Consider the following 22,624-nt stretch of genomic DNA (forward strand, 5'->3'; position numbering starts at 1 on the left):
CACATGTGGTCAAGTCTTTGGCACCTGCAGTCAATATTCTCCCCCCATGGCTGTCCTAAACCGTCCTCATCAACCCGGCGCATCTCCTCCCCGCGCCACGCACCGCAACCGCGCCGCATGGCGCATCTGATGACAGAAGGACACCTCATGACTCCCTCCCTCCGCGCTCTAAGCACTTCCGTCGCCCTCGCCATTCTTGGCGGCGCCGCCACCATCTCCGCCGGCGCAATGGCGCTCGGCCTCGGCGCCACCGCCGCCGGCGCACAAGACGCCCGCGCCGCCACCGCCACCATGCCGCCGGTCAACGACGGCCTGCCCATGCCCGGCTTTGACATCACCCAGGGCGACACCGCCATTGTGATCACCGACCCACAAAACGACTTCCTCTCGCCTGACGGCGTGACCTGGGGCGTGGTCGGCCAGTCGATCACGGAAAACGGCACCGTAGAAAACCTCGACGCGCTGTTTGCTGTGGCCGAAGAGGTAGGCATGCCCCTGTTTGTCTCGCCACACTACTATTATGAGCACGATCATAAGTGGCACTTCGAAGGCACCCTGGAAACGCTGATGCACAGCATCGGCATGTTTGACCGCCCCAGCGCGCTGGACATGACCGGCTTTGAAGGCTCCGGTGCCGACTGGCTGGAAAGCTACAAGCACTATTTCGAGCATGACCACGTGCTGGTGACCAGCCCGCACAAGGTCTACGGCCCGGACAGCAATGATCTCGCGCTGCAACTGCGCAAGAAAGGCATCAACAAGGTCATCCTTGGCGGCATGTCTTCCAACCTCTGCACCGAAAGCCACATGCGCTCCCTGATCGAGGCGGGTTTTGAGGTCATGGTCGTGACCGACGCCACCGCTGGTGCCATCACCGAGTTCTACGACGGCTACGCCGCCTCGCTGACCAATTTCCGCATGATCGCCAGCAAGGTCGACAATACGGACAACACCGTGGCCGCCATCAAAGCTGCCTACGAGATGTAAGCCTTCCCTGGGCGCAGCTCTGTCCCTGTGTCTGCGCCCAACCGGTGGCTGCCTCTTCCCGGCGCGCGTCCCCGCGTTTGTGTGGCCACCCCGTCCCGGTCCCAACACTTCCCGATCATTCTGTTGGGGCCGGGCAAAACCTTGCCTGTTGCCAGGCTTTCCCAAGACGCCACGCAACAGGCCTTTTACTCCCACCCCTTCAGAAAGGACACTCCTATGACCACCAAACTGACCCTCACCGTCACCCTCGCGGCCATCTCTCTGACACTGGCCGCGCCGGTCTTTGCCGAAGACGAAGTCAACGTCACCAACGGCTTCTCGCTGGACGGCGTGCCGCTGGCTCTGCGAGGCGTGGATGCGGTGGCGCTCTCCACCCTGAACGCTGTGACCACCGGCGAAGCCGCCCACTCTGTCATGGTCGAGGGCGTCGCCTATTATTTCGCCTCCGAGATTTCGGCACAGAAATTTGAGGCTGCCCCGCAGGACTACATGCCGCAATACGGTGGCTTCTGCGCTTTTGCCGTCGGCATCGGCAAAAAGTTGGACGGCGATCCCCGCTATGCGGACATCGTCGATGGCAAGCTCTACCTGTTTGTGAACGCCGCTGTCTTTGCCAAGTACAAAGAGAACCCGGAAGACACCCTGGCCAAAGCCGCGGAAATGTGGCCGACCATCGAACACGCCGCCGTCGGCAGCCTGTAACCCCTCAACCGTAACCCGGGACACATCTGGCGGGCAGAGTTTGGCGGCTCTGACCCGCCCTTCGTGTTGCGCCCCCCCCTGCCGCCGGAGGAAGGTGTGTGCCGTTCCCTTCGGAGCCTGGTCGCTGATCCCTTGAAAGATCTGGCGCACGGGCTGAGTCCAGCGGCCCAGCGAGGCCTGCCGAGTGGCCGCTTGACGCAGGCTGGGCGCCGGATCAGGGATCCTCTCAGCGACAGGGGGCAAGGGAGAGGCACAGGCCCTTTCCCTTTGGTGAGAGAGCGGCTCTTTTGTGCCATCGTTAACGCCACCCCACCTTCTATCCGCTCCCAAAACGCACCTCTGCAGAACAGTCGTGATACCGACGCAATACCGACGTCGATTTGGCAAAGTGCACGACCTCTCAGATTTGGTTAATTTCTCGGCACCGCCGGTGGCCGCATCCACGACCGCCCCCAATTCCACTCCCAGCCTTTTCCCCTCTTCCAACCCCTGCGCCATCATGGCAACGTCGCGCCATGACGCAGACAATTTCCAGCCCCAACGGCACCCCGATCAGCCGCTTTGCTTTTGGCACCATGCAGTTTGGCGGCACCGCCTCTGAACGTGACAGCACCGAGATGTTTGACGCGTGCCTCGCGGCGGGCATCACCCATTTTGACACCGCCTATCTTTACACCGATGGCGCCAGCGAGACGATCCTCGGCAAACTGGCCGCGCCACATCGCGAGGGTTTGGTGATCGCCACCAAGGTGGGCTACCGCGGCGGCGCGGGTGCAGAAAATCTGCGATCGCAATTTGATGTGTCCCGCCAAAGGCTCAACATGGATCACGTCGACATTCTCTACCTGCACCGATTTGATGCAGACACGCCAATCGAGGAAACCCTAGAAACCTTTGCGCAAATTAAGTCCGACGGGAAAATCTCACATGTTGGCCTGTCCAACTTTGCCGCCTGGCAGGTGGTGAAAGCCGCTTGGGCCGCGTCAAAATTTGATCTCAAAATCGACGTCTTGCAACCGATGTACAGCCTGGTGAAACGTCAGGCCGAGGTCGAGATCCTGCCCATGTGCGCCGATCTGGGCATCCTGCCCGCCACCTACTCCCCGCTTGGCGGCGGATTGCTCACCGGCAAATACAGCGCCAAAGAGGCGCAAGGTCGCCTTGCCACGGATGAGCGCTACGCCGCCCGTTATGACGTTGATTGGATGCACAAAACCGCTGTCGATCTCTCCAAACTGGCCGCCACGCGGAACGTACATCCCGCCACATTGGCCGCCGCTTGGGCCGCCAAACACAGCGCCGCGCCCAGCCCAATCCTCTCCGCCCGCAACCTCGCACAGCTCAAGCCGTCTCTGGCCGCCACCAGCTTTGCCATGGACGACGCCCTCTACACCGAGATCACCGCGCTCAGCCAAACACCCGCCCCCGCCACTGACAGATTGGACGAAGCATGATTGATTTCCTCATCATCGGCGGCGGCATTGGCGGCATCTCTGCCGCCGCCCGCCTCGCCCCTTTGGGCAAAACCGTTGTTTTAGAAAGAGAATCTGCGCTTGGCTACCACGCCTCCGGTCGATCCGCGGCGATGTTTGAGCCCAACTACGGCTCTCCCAGCACCGTCGAACTCAGTCACGCCAGCGGCGATTTTTTCAAACAGGAAGACGGTGGCTTTCTCTCCCCACGTGGGGTGATGTTCCTCGCGGCTAAAGGCGAAGACGAGGCCTTCAAACGCAGTTGCGAAAACTTCGACGCCGCCCCGATGGACTTGCAAACAGCTGTCAACAAGGTCCCGATCCTCAACACGGACAGCATCGGCAACATCGCGCACCATCACTCCGGCGAAGACATCGACACGGACCGCTTGATCCAGTGGTTTGCCAAGTCGTGCCGCGCCCACGGCGGCACCGTCCACACAGGACAAGAGGTGGTGAAAATCACAAAACTTTCAAATGGGTGGGAGGTCCACACCAAGGATCAAGTGTTTCATGCCAAGATGCTCCTCAACGCTGCGGGCGCCTGGGTGGACGAGGTTGCCAAACTGGCGGGCATCACGCCTCTCAACGTCACTCCGCTGCGCCGCTCCATGGCGCGCATCCCGGCTCCCGGCGGACATGAGGTCAGCACATGGCCCATGCTGCTCGACATCCACGAAAACTGGTACGCCAAGCCAGACGCCGGCAGCCTGATTATCTCCCCCGCCGAAGAGGATCCGATGCCGCCATTTGACGCCTGGCCGGACGATATGGTGATCGCCGAAGGTCTCGCCCGTTATCAGGAGTTTGTCACCGAAGAGGTCACCCGCGTTGAAGCCAGTTGGGCCGGCTTGCGCACGTTTTCGCCAGACCGCAATCTGGTGATCGGCCCTGATGCGGCAGATTCCAGCTTCTTCTGGGTGGCCTGTCAGGGCGGCTATGGGTTCCAATCCTGCCCTGCAGTATCGCAGCTGATCGCGGACCTTGTCACCGGGCAAGCATCCTCCATCGACCCAAAACTCATCCAAGCCCTTGACCCCGCGAGGTTTGCCTGATGCCCCGACGCCTGAACCTGCCAGACAGCGCCTCCGTTGCCACGCCGGACAGCGGTGGCAAGCTCTTTGCCCCCTCCGCGGCTCGCAACAGCGAACCGCTGACCCAGGCGCTAACGCCTTTTGTCCCACCTTCCGGCCGCGCATTAGAGATCGCCAGCGGCACGGGGCAGCATGTGGTTGCCTATGCGCAGGCTTTTCCAGGCACGCAATGGCAGCCCACCGAGGTTGACCCCAACCGCATCACCAGCATCGCCGCCTATCTTGCGGAAGCCGCACTCTCCAACGTGCAAGCACCCATCCTCCTTGATGCAACCGCACCTGGATGGAGTCTTCACACAGGCCCCGTTGACCTGATCCTGCTCAGCAACCTGCTGCACTTGATCAGCCAGCCAGAAGCTGAAGTGCTGATCTCAGAAGCCGCGCAAGCCTTGGCCCCCGGTGGATGCCTTGCCATCTACGGGCCTTTCACCCGCGACGGCACATTGGTGAGTGACGGCGACGTTCAGTTTGATGCCAGCCTGCGCGCCCAAGATCCTGAGCTTGGGTATAAATCAGACACCGCCATCCGTGACTTCGGAGTGTCCCGCGGCCTCAAATCAAGGGACACTATCGAAATGCCCGCCAATAACCTGCTCCTGACTTGGCACGCCCCCGCATAACGACGCGACGTCACAACCTCCTTTTTCTCGGCCACCTGATCGAAATCAAACTCACATTCCCTCAACGGAATATGATCTGCGTGAAAATAGGAGATTCCCATGAGCTGGACTGACAAGATTTCTGAAACCCGCACCCAACTGCGCGGATTGAACAAAGCCATCCCCGACACCGCCCGCGCCTTTGGCGGATTGAGCAAATCCGTCAAAGAAGGCGGCATTCTCGACGTGAAAACCAAAGAGTTTGTTGCGCTTGGCATGGCTGTTGTGAGCCGCTGTGAACCCTGCATCTCCCTGCACTGCGACGCCCTTGTGCGGGCCGGTGCCACCAAAGAAGAGGTGGCTGATGTGTTGGCCATGGCCATCCAGATGGGGGGCGGCCCTGCCATGATGTATGCGGCAAAAGCACAGGAATGCTTTGAGGAGCTTTCCGCGGGCTGACACTCTGCTGCACGCCACTTATGGTGGGCTCAAATTGATCCACAACACATTGGACCCACCATGCGACGCACCTTTGTCTTAGCCAGTTTTCTGACCTGCTCCACCGCCTTCACCGCTCAGGCTGCTGATATCTCCAGCTGGAGTTTCGGCAGCGACGGCACCATCACGTGGGCCGACGTGGAAGAGCTGCGCAAGACCATCTTTGAGACCTTTGACGCAGACGGTGACGGCGCGCTCAGCAACGAGGAATACACGGCCTTTGACAAAGCCCGCGCAGAGGCCGCTGGCAAAGACGCCTCCTCCCTACTGCTCCGCGCTGTCTCCGGCCTGGGCCGTGAAAACACGGACTTAAACCTCGACGGATCGGTCACTCGGTCAGAAATGGAAACGGCCTTGCGCAGCTGGTTTGAACGGGTCGACGGCGACAAAGACGGCGTGATCACCAAAGGCGAATACTAAATCCAAAACGCCCCGCATTTTGGCGGGGCGTTTTTTGCTTCCAGACAGCGCCATCCGCGACCCCAAGACCGCGCCCCGGCTTAACTGGCCGGAACAGATGGATCGTTGTCTGATGGCGTCCCGCAAGACCCGCAGAACTTGAAAAAGGAGTTCTCACGCGTGTTGCAGTTTGCACATCGGTCAAACAGGCAAAATCCGCAGTGCACGCAAAAATCAACGGGCGTCTCATCCGTTTTCTCACCCTTGCGCAATTTCACAGCCCCAAAGCGACGGTCACAACTCGGACAGACCCCTTCGGAAATTTTTTTGACGGCTGTTTCATAGGCAATGGCTTTGCGCTTTTCGGTTTCAGGCCTTTGTTCCTCGGATCGCTTCCGGGCCAGATACCGGTTCATGCCCTTGATCACAAAATGCGCAAACAGAAGTGCCAGGAAAATGCCCACCACATTGCGGACGTAACCGCCATAGGAAGGCAGGTAAGGGACAAGTTCGACGAAGAATGCGAACAGGGCAAAGATCACAAAACTGCGGTAAACCGGCCAATACTGCGATTTGCGTTTTTTGGCCACTAGCCACCCGGATATCAGCAGCAGCGGCAGTGTGAGGGCAAGCCGCAGGCCAAACACCTTAAGAACTTCGCGACGACGGGCTTTCTGGTAAGGCTCGAATGAGGCATCGTTTATGGCGTATTCTTCGGTGCGCAGATCTTGCAGGGTGCGGAGCAAAGACCGTTCGGTCACACGCAGGTCTTCAATTGTCCGCTGGGCTTCACGCTCAGCGAGTTTCAGGCCTTCGATGATTTGGGCACGTGCTACCACGTCAGCATTCTGGCTGTCCGCTTCGGTTGCAGAACGCGTCTTAACCCAGTTTTCGAAAGAGGTGCGTTGGTTTGTATAATCAAGCGTGCGAGAGGACAGCACAAACTCCGCGTCCTCAATGTCTCTCTGCGTGTTGAGCAGGGCCTTATCAGTGTTCGCGATACGAAGCTCGACATCCGCAAGTTGGTCGACATTCACAAAGTCGGCCTGGCTAATTCGTTTACCTGCGGTCGGCACATCGGACATGACCAATGCGCCCAACTGGATGAGCAAAGACGAAATCACGAGGGTCATGACCCACATCGCCAGATTGAACCAGAATTGTGGGCGGCGGACTGCTTTCATAATAGACCCTACTAAGTGTTTGGCATGCCTTTCGACCTAGTGCGTTTGGGCGTCGGGGCGCAAGCAAGGATTTCCGTAGCTGACCAAAGGGCGTCGCAGCGGGGCTGCTGTTCCGCGTGGGTTTTACAAAACCCGAAACTTTGGGCACACCCCACAAGCGCAAAAAGCCCCGCACAGTGGCGGGGCTTTTTATAACTTCGAGGCAAACGACTTAGCCGTTTTGTCGAATGGTCTCGTTTTTGGGATCATACGGGCTGTCACAGGTCACTGTTGCGTCCCACAATTGATCCAACATCTTCACCTTTAGCTTGGTGCCTTCCACCGCCAACTCCGGCGTCACGTAGCCCATGCCAATGCTCTTCTCAAAGGCCACCGAGTACCCGCCAGACGTCAAACGCCCAACACGCTCGCCTTCCGGCGTGTAAAGCACCTCACGCCCCCATGGGTCGGCATCTTCCGGCCCATCAATCAGCAAGGTGCAGCACTTGACCCGTACGCCCAGCGCTTCCATCTCGGCTTTGCCGTGGAAGTCTTTGGACAGGTCGATAAAGCGCGGCAGATCTGCTTCCGCTGGCGTTGCATCGCGGCCCAGTTCGGTGCCAAAGGCGCGGTAGCTTTTCTCCTGACGCAGCCAGTTCTGCGCCCGTGCGCCCACCAGCTTCATGTCAAACTCCGCACCAGCCTCAGTCAGCAGATCCCACAGGTAATTCTGCATCTCAATTGGATGGTGCAGCTCCCATCCCAGCTCGCCTGTATAGGCCACACGGATCGCATTCACCGGACACATGCCCAACTCAATTTGACGCGCCGACAGCCACGGGAAGCGTTTGTTGGACAGCGCGGTGTCCGGCTCCGCATCGCTGATCACCTTCTTCAGCACATCGCGGGATTTTGGCCCCGCAATCGCAAACACGCCCCACTGTGTGGTCACATCCTGGATTTCGATGTAGCCAAACTCCTCCATCTTGTCCTCGGCCGCCTTACGCAGGAAGTCCGCGTCGTATTCGGTCCAAGCCCCTGCAGAGACAAGATAATAGTTGTCCTCACCATTGCGCACGATGGTGTATTCAGTGCGTGTGGTGCCCGCCGCTGTTAGCGCATAGGTTAGGTTGATGCGGCCAACTTTTGGCAGTTTGTTACATGTGAACCAATCCAAGAACTGGGTGGCACCGGGGCCTTTGACCACATGTTTGGTAAAGGCGGTTGCGTCGATCAGGCCCACATTTTCGCGGATCGCCTTGGCCTCATCCACCGCATATTGCCACCAGCCGCCGCGGCGGAAGCTGCGCGCTTCCTCGTCAAAGTTGGAAGGCGCATCCAGCGGGCCGTAATAGTTTGGACGCTCCCAGCCATTGACCCAACCAAACTGCGCGCCTTTGGCTTTCTGTCGATCAAACGCTGGCGATGTGCGCAGCGGGCGAGCTGCCGGGCGTTCTTCATCTGGATGGTGCAGGATGTAAACGTGCTCATAGCACTCTTCGTTTTTGCGCGCGGCAAATTCGGTGGTCATCCAGTTGCTGCTGTAGCGTTTGGGGTCAAGGCTCGCCATGTCGATCTCAGCTTCGCCATCGACCATCATCTGCGCCAAATAGTAGCCGGTGCCACCCGCCGCGGTGATGCCAAAGCTGAAACCTTCGGCCAGCCACATGTTGCGCAGCCCCGGCGCAGGGCCAACCAACGGGTTGCCGTCCGGGGTGTAACAAATCGGCCCGTTGAAATCGTCTTTCAGTCCAGACTCAGCACAGGACGGCACGCGCTCCGTCATCGCCATATATTGTTCCGCAATCCGGTCGAGATCGAGCGGGAACAGATCAGCACGGAAGCTGTCCGGCACCCCGTGCTCAAACCGCGCTGGTGCACCATGCTCATAGATGCCTAAAATCCAGCCGCCACGCTCCTCGCGCGCATAAGATTCCGAGTCCGCATCCCGCACCACAGGATGCTCAGGATTGCCCGCCTCTCGCCACTTCACCAGCTCCGGGTCTTGATCCATGACGATAAATGTGTGCTCCACCGGGATGGCAGGCATCTTGATGCCCAGCATTTTGGCGGTGCGCTGCGCGTGGTTGCCAGAGGCGGTCACCACATGCTCCGCCGTAATCACAACCTTCTCGTCGCTCTCAACCAGGTTGCCGCCTTTTTCCACCATCTTGGTGCAGCTGACTTCCCAGTGTGTGCCGGTCCAATGGAACGAATCCGCCTGCATCTTGCGCACAATGTCCACACCCCGTTGGCGCGCACCTTTGGCCATCGCCATGGTCACGTCCGCCGGGTTAATGTAGCCGTCCTCAGTGTGATAAATCGCGCCTTTGAGGTCATCGGTACGAATGAGTGGCCAACGGCTTTTGATCTCATCCGGGGTCAACCACTCATAGGCCACGCCGCAGGTCTCCGCAGTTGAGGCATAGAGCATAAACTCGTCCATGCGCTCCTGCGTCTGCGCCATGCGCAGGTTGCCCACCACGGCAAACCCAGCATTCAAGCCGGTTTCTTCTTCCAGCTGTTTGTAGAAATCCACCGAATACTGATGAATGTGCGTGGTCGCATAGGACATGTTGAACAGCGGCAAAAGGCCCGCCGCGTGCCAGGTTGAGCCAGATGTCAGCTCGTCCCGCTCAATCAGCATCACATCATCCCAACCCGCCTTGGCGAGGTGGTAGGCGATCGACGTGCCAACGGCACCGCCGCCAACAACAAGGGCTTTTACGTTTGTTTTCATGAGACAGGCGACTCCCCTGAGCATAGGTCTTTTGCGCAAACTGTACCGAAACGGCGCAAAAACGCACGGTCCAGCCGACGCTTGATTGCACAATTGCGACGCCACGTTGACGCAAAAAGCCTTGCTGCATCGCAGCAGGGGCATTACACCCCACAACCACCTTGAAGGGAGACAGGCAAGAAATGCGTATTTGCCGCTCGATTTCAGACTGCCGCGCCGCAGTCAAAGAGCTTCGCGCCACCGGTGACACCGTCGCGATGGTGCCCACCATGGGCTTTCTGCACGCGGGGCACATGTCGCTTGTAGAAACCGCCAAAGCAGAGGCCAACCATGTGGTTGTGTCGATCTTTGTGAACCCCACCCAATTTGGCGAAAGCGCCGATCTGGAGGCCTACCCGCGTGACGAGGCGCGCGACTTGGACATGTTACGCGAGGCTGGCGTCGCCGTGGTCTTCATGCCCGACGTAGAAACCATGTATCCGACGGGCGACGAAACAATTGTGGAAACCACCCGTCTTGCCAACATGCTGCATGGCAAAGTCCGCCCCGGCCACTTCCGCGGTGTGACAACAGTGGTCGCCCGGCTGTTCAACATCGTGCAGCCTGACGTGGCTGTCTTTGGCGAAAAAGACTACCAGCAGCTTCAGGTCATCAAACGCATGGTCGCGGATCTGCACATGCCACTCGCGATCGTGGGCGCCCCCACTGTGCGCGAAAAGGATGGTCTTGCCATGTCCTCGCGCAATGTGCGCCTCTCAGCGGAGGACCGCCGAGCCGCCTTGGTGCTTTCTCAATCCCTTACCGCCGCCGACGCGGCCGCACCCGGTGCCACCGTGGCAGACCTGCACACACTCATTGCCAACACCATCGCCACTGAGCCCCGCGCCGCCCTCACCGGGCTGGACATCGTTGCAGCGGAAACGCTCAATGAACTCGACGGGCCGCTCACCGGCCCCACCGCCATCATGATCTCCGTTGCCTTTGGCGACATTCTTCTGATTGACCAAAAGGTTGTCACACCATGAGCACACAGACCCCCATCCGCCGCACCACCGTGCCACAGATTGCCAACCGCAAAGGTGGCGAACCAATTGTCAGCCTCACCAGCTACCACGCGCACACTGCGGCGATTGTCGACAAATACGCCGACTTCATTCTGGTGGGGGACAGCCTCGGCATGGTCATGCACGGCATGGAAAGCACAGTTGGCGTGCCGCTTGATCTGATGATCATGCATGGAAAAGCCGTGGTGCGCGGCACCCAAAAAGCGCTGATCGTGGTGGACATGCCGTTTGGCACCTATGAGGAAAGCCCGGCCGTGGCCTTCCGCAACGCCGCCAAAATCATGAAAGAAACCTGCTGTGGCGCGGTGAAGCTCGAGGGAGGCAAACGTATGGCTGAAACCATCCGCTTCCTGACCGAACGTGGCATTCCTGTGATGGCCCACATCGGCCTGACGCCTCAGTCCAGCCACGTCATGGGCGGCTTCAAAACCCAAGGCCGGGACGAAGACACCTGGGCGATGCACGAAGAAGACGCGCAAGCCGTCTCTGAAGCGGGTGCCTTTGCCATTGTGCTGGAGGGCATGGTCGAACCGCTCGCCGCCAAGATCACCAAACAGGTGCCCATTCCCACAATCGGGATCGGCGCCTCAGCGGACTGTGACGGCCAGATTCTCGTACTCGAAGACATGCTCGGCCTCAACGAATGGACACCCAAATTTGTAAAAGTCTACGGCGACCTTGGCCCCGCCATCGAACGCGCAGTGAGCCAATACGCCGACGACGTCAAAACCCGCAGTTTCCCAAGCGAAGACGAGGTCTACCGCTAAACACCTCAGGCTTCATTTGACCGTAAATATCCCCGCCGGAGGCACCTGCCCTCTCGGCGCGCTCAAACAGCAAAAAGCCCTGCGCAATCGCCGGGGCTTTTCTCTTAGCATGTCGCGACATTTTTACAGCGGCGCGACCGCCTCCAGGATCGCAGGCACAATCTCCACAAACAAAAGCGTGTTCATACGCTCGGTCTCGGTCTGCGGATAGCCACCATTCATCGCAATTACCGTGTCGGTTGCAGGCTCCATCACCAACGCCTGCCCATGGATGCCCACAAACACGATGATCTTGTGGCCATTGATGTTCAGCACGCGGATCTGATCTTTGTACCAGCCATCCGGTGCCAGTGCCGCCTCTTTTCCAACAGACCAGGCCGCCCGCACGCGGTCATTGCCTTGCCACAGCGCCTCAAGGAACGTGGCGGGCACCACTTGCTCACCCAGATGGTTTTGACCTTCGTTGAGGAACACCCGCCCCATTTTGGCCAGATCCCGTGTGCGCATGTTCAAGCCACCGGAAGCCACCGTGTTGCCCACCCCGTCCGCCTGGAAATAAGCCGGCCCTTCGGCCCCCAATTTGCTCCAGATCTTCGCCTCAAGGTAATCCGCCAGCTTTTCTCCGGTGGCCTTCTCCACGATCAAACCCAAAATTTCGGTGTTTGGGTCTTGATACTGGTAATGTGTGCCCGGCGCGTATTTCTGGCTATCGATGGTCAGCAGGTAATCCTGAATGCCATTCAATCCGCTGTCATTCGGGCCATTCCATTCCTGCGACTGCGTGAACTTCGTGTCCCAGGACAAAAACGGCGGTGTCTTGATGTCCAGGCCGGAATTCATATCCGCCACATCCTGAACCGAGACACCCTCAAACGCTGTACCTTTGAACTCGGGCAGATAAGCCTCCACAGGTTTGGACATATCCAACTTACCTTCAGCCGCCGCAATCCCGGCCAAAGTCGCGGTGAAAGACTTTGTCACCGACATGTCCAGATGCGTGCTCTCCGGCGTCATCCCATTCCAAAAATGCTGGTGCAACAGCCGATCCCCTTTGAGCACCACCATGGAGTGGTTCTTCAAGCGGTACTTCAGCAGTGTATCCAGCGTCTGCTCGCCATCTGCATCCAGACCGGTCAGCTTGGCGAAATCGAACGACCCGGTCTCGTCTTTCCACTCCTCCGGCGCCACTGCGCTCCCGGGGTCCACCACATAGTGCCGCGTGAATTTATAGGCGTTGGGGAAGGTCACCGAGGCATGTTCACCGCTGTCCCAATTGGCTTGCGAAATACCAAAATGTTCAACTTGCGCCAGGAAATCCTCATCCACGGTCTGCAACTCCGCAGCCATCGCCATTGAGGAAAAAGAAACACAGCCCACAAGAGCCAGATGCTTGAACATGGCTTGGTACTCCCAAAAGTAATCGTTCAAAACCGAGGGAACATCACCACCATGACGTGCGATGATCTCGATCACAATGAAGACTTAGGGAAGGTTGCCGACAAAAGAAGTCAGGCACTCACAAAAACGTGACCACTCGGCCATTTTTGGCCGAGTGTGTTTCTACCAGCTTGATAAGATTAAAAAATCTTCCCGGGGTTCATGATCCCATCCGGGTCAATCGCCGTTTTGATCGCCGCCATCACATCCACGGCGCCACCAAGTTCCTTGCGCAAATACGGCTTTTTGCCCTGCCCAATGCCATGTTCACCGGTACAGGTACCACTCATCTCAATCGCCACATCGTTGAGCCAGCTGACATAGCCCTGCGCCGCGGCCACCTCATCCGGATTGTCCATATCCACCAGCGGCAGCATGTGAAAATTACCATCTCCCACGTGGCCCACCACGGTGGAAATCAGCCCCAGCTCATCCGCCTTGTCTTTGGCCAAAGTCACACATTCCGCCAGCCGCGAGATTGGCACACAGACGTCGGTGGAAATGCCTTTGGCACCGGGGCGCAGCGCCAGCGCCGCCCAATACATGTCATGGCGCGCCTGCCACAGCTTGTTGCGGTCCTCAGCCTTCTGAGTCCACTCAAACCCGGTACCACCCACCTCTTCGGCGATATGACCAAACATCTCGGCCTGCTCTGCCACGCCGGTTTCCGATCCATGGAACTCCAGCAACAGCAAATGCTGCTCCGGCAGGTCCAACTTCGAATAGTCATTCGCGGCCTTTACAGCCAGAGAATCCAGCAACTCAATCCGCGCCACCGGGATGCCATATTGAATGGTCATCATCACCGCCTGACAGGCCGCATCAATGGTCTCAAACGAACAGCGCGCTGAGGACATCGCCTCAGGAATACCCTGCAGCTTCAGCGTGATCTCGGTGATGATGCCCAAGGTGCCTTCTGATCCGATCATCAAGCGGGTCAGATCGTAACCCGCGCTGGATTTCTTGGCGCGGCTTGCGGTGCGGATCACCTCACCAGACGGCAACACCACCTCAAGGCTCAGGATGTTATCCTTCATCGTGCCATAGCGCACCGCATTGGTGCCACTGGCCCGCGTAGAGGCCATGCCACCCAAAGACGCATTGGCTCCCGGATCAATTGGGAAAAACAGGCCTTGGTCGCGCAGTTCCAGATTGAGTTGCTCGCGTGTCACGCCCGGCTGCACCACACAATCAAGGTCCTCGGCATTCACCGCAACAACCGCGTTCATCTCGGTCAGGTCAATACACACGCCCCCAGCAGGCGCGTTTACATGGCCCTCAAGCGAGGTGCCCGTGCCATAGGCGATCACCGGCACCTTATGCGCCGCGCAGACTTTCACAATGTCAGAGACCTCTTGCGTCGACTTAGCAAAAACCACCGCATCCGGCGCCTGATTTTCGATCCAGGTCGTTGTGTGCCCATGCTGCTTACGCATCGACTGGCCGGTGTGAAACGCCTCACCAAACTGCTGTTTCAACACCCCCAAAGCCGCTGCAATACCATCCTCGTTGCGCGGCAATGCCTCTGCTTGTCCCATGGACACTCCCCTTCAGCATGACAATTTTCGCTATGGCTACGGTGCGCCTCTCCCAAGGTCAAGCGCGGCTATTCGCCATGGGCCAAGCCCTCACGTCGGTTGTCCGCACCACCTTGTAAACGCCGTCCAACAGAGATCGCATGTAGTCCGGAATTGAGGTCGCGCGCATTCACCTTGTAGCCCATGCCGGTCAGCGGCTCCCCAAACTCCATCGCGGCACTCTCGGCCTCAATGTCATAAGTGCCAAAGCGGTTCACCAGATGTGGCAGGTCAATTGCCTGCTGCACGTCCATGCCCCAATCCACATGCGCGATGATGGTCTTGGCCACATAACCAATGATCCGGCTGCCTCCCGGGCTGCCCACCACCAGCGCTGGCTTGCCGTCTTTCAACACAATGGTTGGCGCCATGGAAGAGCGCGGCCGCTTGCCCGGCTCCACCCGATTGGCCACCGGCACGCCGTCGCGATGCGAGCGGAAAGAGAAGTCGGTCAGCTCGTTGTTCAGCAAGAACCCATTCGTCATCACCCGGCTGCCAAAGCCGTTTTCAATCGTCGTCGTCATCGACAACGCGTTGCCGTAGCTGTCAACAATGGAGATGTGTGACGTGGATGGCTGCGCAAAGCTTTCGCCATCCGCATAGTGCAACGCATGGTCAAACTCCGGCGCACCCGGCGCCACGCTTTCCAAAGCCGTACTGCCGTCCAACAGTTTTGCCCGCTCCGCCAAATAGTCCGCCGCCAGAAGCCCCGCGCTTGGCACGGGCACATAATCACTGTCCGCCATGTAGCGGCCTCGATCTGCAAAAGCGAGCCGCGACGCATCGCCAATCAGCCGCCAAGCCTCCGCGCTGTCTGGTCCAAGCCCTGCAATGTCATAAGGCTGAATCAGACCAAGAATTTGCCCCACGGTCAGCCCCCCAGAGGATGGCGGCCCCATGCCACAGACATCATGCGCACGGTACTCCACGCAAACTGCCGGACGCTCCTTGACCTGATACAGCGCCAGATCCACACCACTCAGAACACCAGGATTGTTGGCGTCTTGTACGGCATCCACAATGTCGGCTGCAATTTTGCCCGTGTAAAACGGCGCGGCGCCCCCGGCAGCCATCGCGCGCAAACTTGCGCCATATTCCGCGTTTTTTAACAGAGTGCCTTCCGCAAGCGGCGTTCCATTGGGCAGAAAGTAAGCCGCTGTCACCGGATGCGACGCCAACCGCTCCGAATCCCGCGCCACAGAGGCGGCCATACGTGGCGTGACGGTGAAGCCCTCCTCCGCATGGGTGATCGCTGCGTCAAACAGGCTTGGCCACTGGCTGCGGCCCCATTTGCGATGGGCTTCCTGCATCAACATCGGTGTCCCCGGCACACCCACAGATCGCCCGCCAACAACCGCTTCAAAAAACTTCAGTGGTTCACCATCGCGCCCCAAAAACAGCCGCGGCGTTACCGCCAACGGCGCGGTCTCGCGCCCATCCAGCGTGGTCACCTCTCCCGTTTTGGCGTCATACCAAACCAAGAAGGCCCCGCCGCCCAAACCTGAACTCTGCGGCTCGACAAGCCCCAGCACAGCCTGCACTGCCACCATCGCATCCGCCGCCGTGCCACCATCGCGCAGTACTGCGGACCCGGCCTCCACCGCCAAAGGATGCGCCGCCGCAACCATCCAGTCTTTTGCCTTGGTCGGCTCGCTGCTGATCTTCGCCTTCAAAGCATCTTGCAAGCTCTCCGGCACATCCATGCCCAGCTCAGACCCCATTTCCGGCACCACACTGTCCGCCACCTCCTGCGCCCAAGACATGGATCCCAACAAGCAAGCTACCGAAACCACTGACAAAAATTGCTTCATGACACGCTCCCAAACCAAATGACAAAACCGGCAACCTTAAGTTTTGGCCACCATTTGAAAATCAGCTTAGGTCAGGACAGCCCCTGCACCAACAACGGATAGCTGCTCAGGATCTCATAGACCGCCCCTTCGGAGGTCAAAGACGAACGATACAAGGCGATTTCGCTCACCAGAATGGGATCAATTTGTAGTGAGGCCCCGCGCGACAGGGCCGCCTGCACCCGCTCCGGCGGTTGCCGGCCATCCCGAAACCTGCTCAGTGTCACATGCGGGCGAAACCGCCTTTTCTCTAAACCAATTCCCAAACGCCGCGCCGCCTGCGCCACATCCGCTTGCAAGGCCATGAGCGTGGGATCCGGCGCCGCCAACAGGCCAAACGACCGACTGCGCGGCGCGCCAAAGATGTCCATGCCTTTGAGGTGCAACTCAAACTGCGATTGCCGGATCAGCTCCAGTTCTTCGTGCAACGTCTCGAGCATCTCAACCGGCTGGTCGTCCAGAAACGCCAACGTCAGATGCAGATTGTTTGCCGGCACCTCGCGCCCCACGGCAATCCGCCCTTGCACATCCAAAAGCGCTTCCGCTTCTGGCCCGTCCAACGGAATGCCAACGAAAGCGCGCATGATGGCTTAGAGCATCGCCGGAACCACAAGGTCCGGCGGGCGGTGCCCATCATCGAAGGTCTTGATGTTGATGAGGACTTTCTCCCCCATCTCGATCCGCCCTTCCACGGTGGCAGACCCCATATGCGGCATCAGCACCACATTGGGATGGCCGCGCAAATCAGGATGTACCTCATGGCCGTGCTCATACACGTCCAACCCCGCGCCAGCGATCTCGCCTGACTTGAGCAGCCGCACCATGGCGTTTTCGTCAATCACTTCGCCGCGCGAGGTGTTGATGATCACCGACCCCGGCTTCATCAATTTCAACCGGCGTGCATTGAGCAAGTGGAAAGTCGACGGCGTGTGCGGGCAGTTCACCGACACCACATCCATGCGCGCCAGCATCTGGTCCAGGCTCTCCCAATAGGTCGCCTCATACTGTTCTTCAATCTCGGGGCGCAAACGGCGGCGGTTGTGATAGTGGATCTGCATGCCACAGGCTTGCGCCCGGCGTGCCACAGCGGTGCCCACACGGCCCATGCCCAGAATGCCAAGCCGCTTGCCACTCACCCGGCCGCCCAAAAGCGCGGTTGGTGCCCAGCCGTCCCATTCACCGGACTGCATACGCTGCACACCCTCGCCAACCCGACGGGTCACCCCGAGGATCAGCGCCAGCGCCATGTCGGCTGTATCATCTGCAGACACGCCTGGGGTGTTAGACACCAGTACGCCACGTTGCCGTGCAGAGGCCACATCAATGTGGTCCACACCGGCGCCGTAGTTGGCAATCAGCTTCAGCCGCTCACCAGATTGAGCAATCAGATTGGCGTCAATCTTGTCACTCAGCGTTGGGACCAAAACATCCGCCTCTTTCATCGCTTCAACCAGCTGCTCGCGGCTCATCGGCGTATCATCATGGCGCAGGCGCACATCAAAGAGTTCTGACAGTCGTGTTTCGACGGCTTCCGGTAAGCGTCGCGTAACGACAACACTCAGACGTTGCTTTGGCATGCAGGGCCTCCCAATGCTTTTCAATTCGGCGCGTTGCTGCCACACTGCCCCACAGGTCAGTCAGGCACAAGAACCTGCGAGCGCCATCAGAGCAGAAAAAATCAGGCAAAATGGTCACCTTGGGTCGAAAATCTCTCGTGAGCTTGGGCGCAGTTATGCTGTTGCTCTTTGCAACCTTCGCCGCCGCAGAGGCACCGGTAGAGAAAAAGCGTGGTCCGGTCACCAACCTGCCACTGCCACGTTACGTGTCTCTGAAGGCCACCAAAGCCAACGTGCGGCGTGGCCCCTCGCGCACCCATCGCATTGACTGGGTGTTTACCCGCAAATCCATGCCTTTGCAGATCACCGCCGAATACGGCCACTGGCGCCGTGTGCGGGACATCGAAGGCGCGGGCGGCTGGATCCACTATTCCCTGCTTTCGGGTGTGCGCACCGTGATTGTGCAAAAAGACATGCTGCCGCTGGCCGTGCGCCCCGGTGAAAAGGTTGGCACAGCCGCACACCTGGAACACGGCGTTATCGCAAAGCTGGAGGAGTGCAACCCAGACTGGTGCCGCCTCAATGCCGGCGGCTACAAAGGTTGGGTTTTGAAGGAAGATCTTTGGGGCGTAGAGGCCAACGAGATCCGCGACTGATCCCGCCCCAAATGACTTGTCTTATTGCGCCGCTTCGGCCGCTGCACGGATGGCGCGGATATTCTCACCGTAGACGTCTGCCTTATCAACAGACCCGCCTTTGAACACAGCAGAGCCCGCGACCAACACATCGGCCCCAGCTTCGGCCACCAAAGGTGCGGTTTCTGTGGTCACGCCACCGTCGATCTGAATGTGGATCTCCCGATCGCCAATCATCTGACGCAGACGGCGGGTTTTCTCGACACCAGAGTGAATGAACTTCTGCCCACCAAAGCCAGGGTTCACGGTCATAATCAGCACCATGTCGACCAGATCCAGCACATGCTCAATACTTTCCAGCGGCGTGCCCGGGTTCAGGCTCACACCAGCTTTCACACCCTGCGCCTTGATCGCCTGAATAGTGCGGTGAACGTGGGGGCCAGCCTCAACATGCGCAGTGATCATATCGGCGCCAGCCTCAGCATACGCCTCAATATAGGGGTCCACCGGAGCAATCATCAGGTGCACGTCCATGAAGGTTTTTACATGGGGACGGAACGCTTTCACCGCGGGCGGGCCAAAGGTCAGGTTTGGCACAAAATGCCCGTCCATCACATCCACATGCACCCAATCTGCACCCTGATCCTCAATCGCGCGGATTTCCTGGCCAAAGTTGGCAAAGTCCGCAGAGAGAATGGACGGGGCGATTTTGATTTTGCGATCAAAGCTCATATTGGGCTCCTTTTCCGGATCTGCGCCGGGCTTTGGAAGTGACCCTTGTAAGGTCACCAAACACCTGTTGTCAGGCGATTCGAAACTGGCGGCAAAATGGCCTCTGATGGCGCAAAACACAATTGGGCACGAGATGCGGAGAAGACGCAGCTTTGGCCATTGTGTCTAAAGCTGTGCAACACAAGCAATATTGGCCCCGGACAGGGCTTGGCAAAGCCCGCCCGCCCAGTTCAATGTGCCCGCATCGATGTTCCGCCAAAGCCCAAACATTGGGGCAGCGGCCCTTTGACCAACCGGAGACCTCATGCACGCTGCCACTCTTGCTTTGACCCTTTTTGCCACGCCGGTTTTTGCCCAATGCCCGACCTTCGCGGACATGGACTCCGGTGTGCGGCTCACTGATCTGGACGGCATCACCGAGACCTATACACGCGACGGCGCCCACTTCATCCGTGGCGCATGGGACGACGGCGCAGACTACGGCACCCGCTTTTTGCTGCTCAAAGGCCTCTATGTGGTGGAGCAGTTTGACACCGAAGACGGCGACGTGGTCTCCGGCAGCCGCAGCACACATGCATATCCGCTCAAACCCGCCGACGCGCCCATTCCCGTGGCAGATGGCCGGTGGGACACCGAAGTGATCACGCTGGATTCCGGTGGCGCACTCACCACCCGCGAAAGCCACATCTTTGGCCCCAGCACCCAAGTCACCATTGGCGGCTGCACTTACGAGATGATGCCCGTCATCGGCATCTACCATGATGACGATGGCTATGAGGAAACACTTCACTACCTGCCAGAACTTGGCTTTGCCTATCTTGTCGAAACCCGTCCCAAAAACGAAGCCGCAGAGCGTTACACCTACATTCGCATCGAAGCCGTTGAAAAATAATCAAACTCTGAACCGCTTTGCGCCACATGCAAGACAGCTATGACAAATGACGGGCTGCACATGGCAGCCGCATTGACCCATATTCAGCGCCAAGGGAGGACCAAAGATCTATACAGAACTGAGGTTCAAAAATGGCACTGACAGCTACACACACCACCGAACACCACGCGCTGGGTCACATCCTGACCGCGCCTTTCCGCGCCATCGGCAACGGCCTGATCGCCATCATGGAAAGCAACAGCCGCGTGCAATACGTTGACCGACTGAACGCAATGACCGACGCACAGCTGGAAGCCAAAGGCATCAAGCGCGACGAAATTGTGCAGCACGTCTTCCGCGACCACATGCACCTGTAATTGTGCACCTTGGGGGGCGCCCGTTTTGAGCGCCCTTCCCACCATACACAACGACCACGCCTAAGGCCGCGCCCCGCAACAATCGCGCGTGCCCTTCGCAAACGACAAAATTGCCTCATCGACTTTTGCGGCCATCTTCGCTTGGATGCAGCCCGATACAAAGCACCAAAGGCTCTTTTGCACATGACCTGGCTCGCCACCTTCATCTCTGTCCTGCTGTTTGTCCCTGCCATGCTGCACCTGCTGTGGGCCATTGGTGCATGGGTGCCGATCCGCAACGAAGAAGCCCTTGCGCGCGCCGTGGTTGGCGCACCCGGCCTTACCAAAATGCCCGGCGCGATCCCCTGCGCCCTGGTGTTTGTCGCGCTCTCTTTTGCGGCGGCTATACCCCACCTAACAAGCTTCCCTCTGCGCACGCCGCTGCTTTTCGCCATGGCGGGCGTCTTTGGCCTGCGTGGTCTCGCCGCCTATCTGCCGGCCTGGCGCAAACGGGTCCCGGAAGAGCCATTTGCGACGCTGGATCAACGCATCTATGGCCCGCTCTGTCTCATCCTGAGCACAAGCTTCCTACTCTTCTCGCTCTTTGGTGCCTAATCCACGTTTCCAGCCACCAAGGGTGGGCGTAACTGGCCGCATCGGGAAATTTTCCCACAGATACCCCTTTTAAAGCTTTCACAGTCCCCAAATATCCCCGCCGAAGGCACCTGCCGCTTCAATCTGCATTTGTTTGCCGCTAAGAGCGCGCCAACAGCAACCAGCGGACCACTTTATGATCAAGCTTGAAAACATCAGCGTTTCTTTTGGCAAACGCACCGTTTTGGACAATCTCTCTCTTGATCTGACCGAGCGCCGCATTGCGGTGATTGGGGCCAATGGCTCTGGCAAATCCACCTTCGCCCGCTTGCTCAACGGTCTCGCATTGCCCACAACGGGTGAGGTGCTGGTAGACGGGTTCAACACCCGCAAAAAAGGCCGTGACGTGCGCCGCAAAGTTGGATTTGTGTTCCAAAACCCTGACAATCAAATTGTCATGCCCGTGGTAGAAGAAGACCTTGCCTTTGGCATGAAAAACCTCGGGTTCAGCAAAACCGAAATCGCCGCCAAGACCGATGAAATCCTGGCGCGGTACAACATGTCGGACCTGCGCGAGCATCCTGCGCATCTGCTCTCCGGCGGTCAAAAACAACTGCTCGCCATCTCAGGCGTGCTTGTGATGACCCCAGACATCGTGGTGATGGACGAGCCCACCACGCTGCTGGACCTGCGTAACAAACGCCGCGTCGCCCGCGCAGTTGATGCCTTGGAGCAAATGGTCATCACCGTCACCCATGACCTGGATCTCATCACCAACTACGACCGCGTGATTGTCATCGACGAAGGCCGTATCTTTGCGGATGGCACGCCAGCCGGCGTCATTCCCGCCTATCAAGAGCTCATGGCCTGATGCTGGACCTCTACTCACCCGGCAGCTCGCTGCTACACCGCCTGCCACCGGCAGCCAAAATGCTGGCCATGCTGCTTGGCGCCACATTGCTTTTTCTCAATGAAAGCCTGCCAATCACTGTCGCTGCAACCCTTGGTATCCTCGCCCTCTATCCCATCGCACAGCTCACCCTGAAACAGGCCTTTGCGCAGATCCGCCCGCTGCTAATCATCTTTGTGCTGTTCTTCGCGGTGCAATGGTATTTCTCCGGCATTGAACTCGCCACCTATGTGGTCCTGCGCCTCGCCGCGCTGATCCTGCTCGCAAGCCTTGTGACCCTGACCACCAAATCCAGCGACATGATCGACACCATGACGCGCGGACTGCGTTACCTCCAACCTATTGGCGTGAACCCGGCAAAGGTCAGCCTCGCCATTTCCTTGGCGCTGCGGTTCATCCCGGTCCTCGCGCAAATCACCCGCGAAGTACGCGAAGCGCAAAAGACCCGCGGCCTCGAACGCTCCGTGATTGCTGTCGCCATGCCTATGGCAATCCGCGCGATCAAGATGGCGGACGAAATTTCCGACGCCATTGATTCCAGAGGATATCGTTCCTAAGATCACGCCAGTAACAAGGGCCGGGCTTGCTTCGAGCAGAACGGATTTCTACGCCGCGCCATAG

Annotated in this window: 23 protein-coding genes; 15 read left to right on the forward strand and 8 right to left on the reverse strand. The window is 58.7% G+C overall.

Going from position 1 to position 22,624, the window contains the following annotated elements:
- Nucleotides 1-147: 147 nt before the first annotated feature.
- From Q0955_RS13105 to Q0955_RS13135, 7 genes are all read left to right on the forward strand, one after another.
- The gene (locus Q0955_RS13105) at nt 148-987 is read left to right on the forward strand and encodes an isochorismatase family protein (RefSeq protein WP_299424870.1); all 840 of its coding nucleotides are present in this window, start codon (nt 148-150) and stop codon (nt 985-987) included.
- A 216-nt stretch (nt 988-1,203) separates the two neighbouring features.
- On the forward strand, nt 1,204-1,689 hold the full coding sequence (locus Q0955_RS13110; protein ID WP_299424871.1) for a YHS domain-containing (seleno)protein: 486 nt from the start codon (nt 1,204-1,206) through the stop codon (nt 1,687-1,689).
- Nucleotides 1,690-2,204: 515 nt separating this feature from the next.
- Nucleotides 2,205-3,143 (forward strand): aldo/keto reductase, encoded by a 939-nt coding sequence (locus tag Q0955_RS13115; protein WP_299424873.1) that lies wholly within the window; start codon nt 2,205-2,207, stop codon nt 3,141-3,143.
- The gene (locus Q0955_RS13120) at nt 3,140-4,216 is read left to right on the forward strand and encodes an FAD-binding oxidoreductase (protein ID WP_299424874.1); all 1,077 of its coding nucleotides are present in this window, start codon (nt 3,140-3,142) and stop codon (nt 4,214-4,216) included. The genes Q0955_RS13115 and Q0955_RS13120 overlap by 4 nt, the downstream gene beginning before the upstream one ends.
- Complete coding sequence (locus Q0955_RS13125; RefSeq protein ID WP_299424876.1) at nt 4,216-4,875, forward strand: DUF938 domain-containing protein; 660 nt, start codon at nt 4,216-4,218, stop codon at nt 4,873-4,875. The genes Q0955_RS13120 and Q0955_RS13125 overlap by 1 nt, the downstream gene beginning before the upstream one ends.
- A gap of 99 nt (nt 4,876-4,974) precedes the next feature.
- Nucleotides 4,975-5,313, forward strand: coding sequence for a carboxymuconolactone decarboxylase family protein (locus tag Q0955_RS13130; RefSeq protein ID WP_299424877.1), 339 nt, complete (start codon nt 4,975-4,977; stop codon nt 5,311-5,313).
- Nucleotides 5,314-5,373: 60 nt separating this feature from the next.
- Complete coding sequence (locus Q0955_RS13135) at nt 5,374-5,772, forward strand: hypothetical protein (protein WP_299424879.1); 399 nt, start codon at nt 5,374-5,376, stop codon at nt 5,770-5,772.
- 80 nt (nt 5,773-5,852) lie between these two features.
- Here the strand turns inward: Q0955_RS13135 and Q0955_RS13140 are convergent, their stop codons facing one another.
- Together Q0955_RS13140 and Q0955_RS13145 are read right to left on the reverse strand one after the other, a co-directional pair.
- Nucleotides 5,853-6,935: a zinc ribbon domain-containing protein gene (locus Q0955_RS13140; RefSeq protein ID WP_299424881.1), complete on the reverse strand. Its 1,083-nt coding sequence runs from the start codon at nt 6,933-6,935 to the stop codon at nt 5,853-5,855.
- A 211-nt stretch (nt 6,936-7,146) separates the two neighbouring features.
- Nucleotides 7,147-9,654 (reverse strand): FAD-dependent oxidoreductase, encoded by a 2,508-nt coding sequence (locus tag Q0955_RS13145; RefSeq protein ID WP_299424883.1) that lies wholly within the window; start codon nt 9,652-9,654, stop codon nt 7,147-7,149.
- Between the two features lie 182 nt (nt 9,655-9,836).
- Here Q0955_RS13145 and panC point away from each other — a divergent pair, with 182 nt between their 5' ends.
- A complete protein-coding gene (gene panC / locus Q0955_RS13150) occupies nt 9,837-10,679 on the forward strand; it encodes a pantoate--beta-alanine ligase (protein WP_299424884.1) in 843 nt (280 codons plus the stop codon).
- The gene (gene panB, locus Q0955_RS13155; protein ID WP_299424885.1) at nt 10,676-11,485 is read left to right on the forward strand and encodes a 3-methyl-2-oxobutanoate hydroxymethyltransferase; all 810 of its coding nucleotides are present in this window, start codon (nt 10,676-10,678) and stop codon (nt 11,483-11,485) included. The genes panC and panB overlap by 4 nt, the downstream gene beginning before the upstream one ends.
- Nucleotides 11,486-11,608: 123 nt before the next feature.
- On the opposite strand, the gene Q0955_RS13160 is transcribed toward panB, so the two are convergent.
- The 5 genes from Q0955_RS13160 to Q0955_RS13180 all read right to left on the reverse strand — a co-directional run bounded on the left by Q0955_RS13160 (nt 11,609) and on the right by Q0955_RS13180 (nt 17,926).
- The gene (locus tag Q0955_RS13160; RefSeq protein ID WP_299424887.1) at nt 11,609-12,883 is read right to left on the reverse strand and encodes a serine hydrolase; all 1,275 of its coding nucleotides are present in this window, start codon (nt 12,881-12,883) and stop codon (nt 11,609-11,611) included.
- Nucleotides 12,884-13,062: 179 nt separating this feature from the next.
- Entirely contained in the window at nt 13,063-14,460 is a 1,398-nt protein-coding gene (locus Q0955_RS13165; protein ID WP_299424888.1) for an FAD-linked oxidase C-terminal domain-containing protein, read from the reverse strand.
- A gap of 68 nt (nt 14,461-14,528) precedes the next feature.
- Entirely contained in the window at nt 14,529-16,310 is a 1,782-nt protein-coding gene (gene ggt, locus Q0955_RS13170; protein ID WP_299424890.1) for a gamma-glutamyltransferase, read from the reverse strand.
- A gap of 71 nt (nt 16,311-16,381) precedes the next feature.
- Entirely contained in the window at nt 16,382-16,933 is a 552-nt protein-coding gene (thpR, locus tag Q0955_RS13175; RefSeq protein ID WP_299424891.1) for an RNA 2',3'-cyclic phosphodiesterase, read from the reverse strand.
- A 6-nt stretch (nt 16,934-16,939) separates the two neighbouring features.
- On the reverse strand, nt 16,940-17,926 hold the full coding sequence (locus Q0955_RS13180) for a D-glycerate dehydrogenase (RefSeq protein ID WP_299424893.1): 987 nt from the start codon (nt 17,924-17,926) through the stop codon (nt 16,940-16,942).
- Between the two features lie 155 nt (nt 17,927-18,081).
- On the opposite strand from Q0955_RS13180, the gene Q0955_RS13185 reads away from it, so the two are divergent.
- Nucleotides 18,082-18,561 carry an SH3 domain-containing protein gene (locus Q0955_RS13185; RefSeq protein WP_299424894.1) on the forward strand — a complete coding sequence of 160 codons (480 nt, stop codon included), beginning with the start codon at nt 18,082-18,084 and terminating at the stop codon, nt 18,559-18,561.
- Nucleotides 18,562-18,582: 21 nt separating this feature from the next.
- Here the strand turns inward: Q0955_RS13185 and rpe are convergent, their stop codons facing one another.
- Entirely contained in the window at nt 18,583-19,272 is a 690-nt protein-coding gene (gene rpe, locus Q0955_RS13190) for a ribulose-phosphate 3-epimerase (protein ID WP_299424896.1), read from the reverse strand.
- 304 nt (nt 19,273-19,576) lie between these two features.
- On the opposite strand from rpe, the gene Q0955_RS13195 reads away from it, so the two are divergent.
- From Q0955_RS13195 to Q0955_RS13215, 5 genes are all read left to right on the forward strand, one after another.
- Nucleotides 19,577-20,164 carry a hypothetical protein gene (locus tag Q0955_RS13195; protein WP_299424897.1) on the forward strand — a complete coding sequence of 196 codons (588 nt, stop codon included), beginning with the start codon at nt 19,577-19,579 and terminating at the stop codon, nt 20,162-20,164.
- 131 nt (nt 20,165-20,295) lie between these two features.
- Nucleotides 20,296-20,520, forward strand: a complete 225-nt coding sequence (locus Q0955_RS13200) for a DUF1127 domain-containing protein (RefSeq protein ID WP_299424899.1) — start codon at nt 20,296-20,298, stop codon at nt 20,518-20,520.
- A gap of 183 nt (nt 20,521-20,703) precedes the next feature.
- Entirely contained in the window at nt 20,704-21,114 is a 411-nt protein-coding gene (locus Q0955_RS13205) for a DUF3995 domain-containing protein (RefSeq protein WP_299424900.1), read from the forward strand.
- Nucleotides 21,115-21,289: 175 nt separating this feature from the next.
- Nucleotides 21,290-21,964 carry an ATP-binding cassette domain-containing protein gene (locus tag Q0955_RS13210; RefSeq protein ID WP_299424902.1) on the forward strand — a complete coding sequence of 225 codons (675 nt, stop codon included), beginning with the start codon at nt 21,290-21,292 and terminating at the stop codon, nt 21,962-21,964.
- Nucleotides 21,964-22,560, forward strand: a complete 597-nt coding sequence (locus Q0955_RS13215; RefSeq protein ID WP_299424903.1) for an energy-coupling factor transporter transmembrane protein EcfT — start codon at nt 21,964-21,966, stop codon at nt 22,558-22,560. Before Q0955_RS13210 ends, Q0955_RS13215 begins: the two co-directional genes overlap by 1 nt.
- Nucleotides 22,561-22,624 lie beyond the last annotated feature (64 nt).

It is taken from the genome of uncultured Shimia sp., from assembly GCF_947493595.1.
Classification (GTDB): domain Bacteria; phylum Pseudomonadota; class Alphaproteobacteria; order Rhodobacterales; family Rhodobacteraceae; genus Shimia.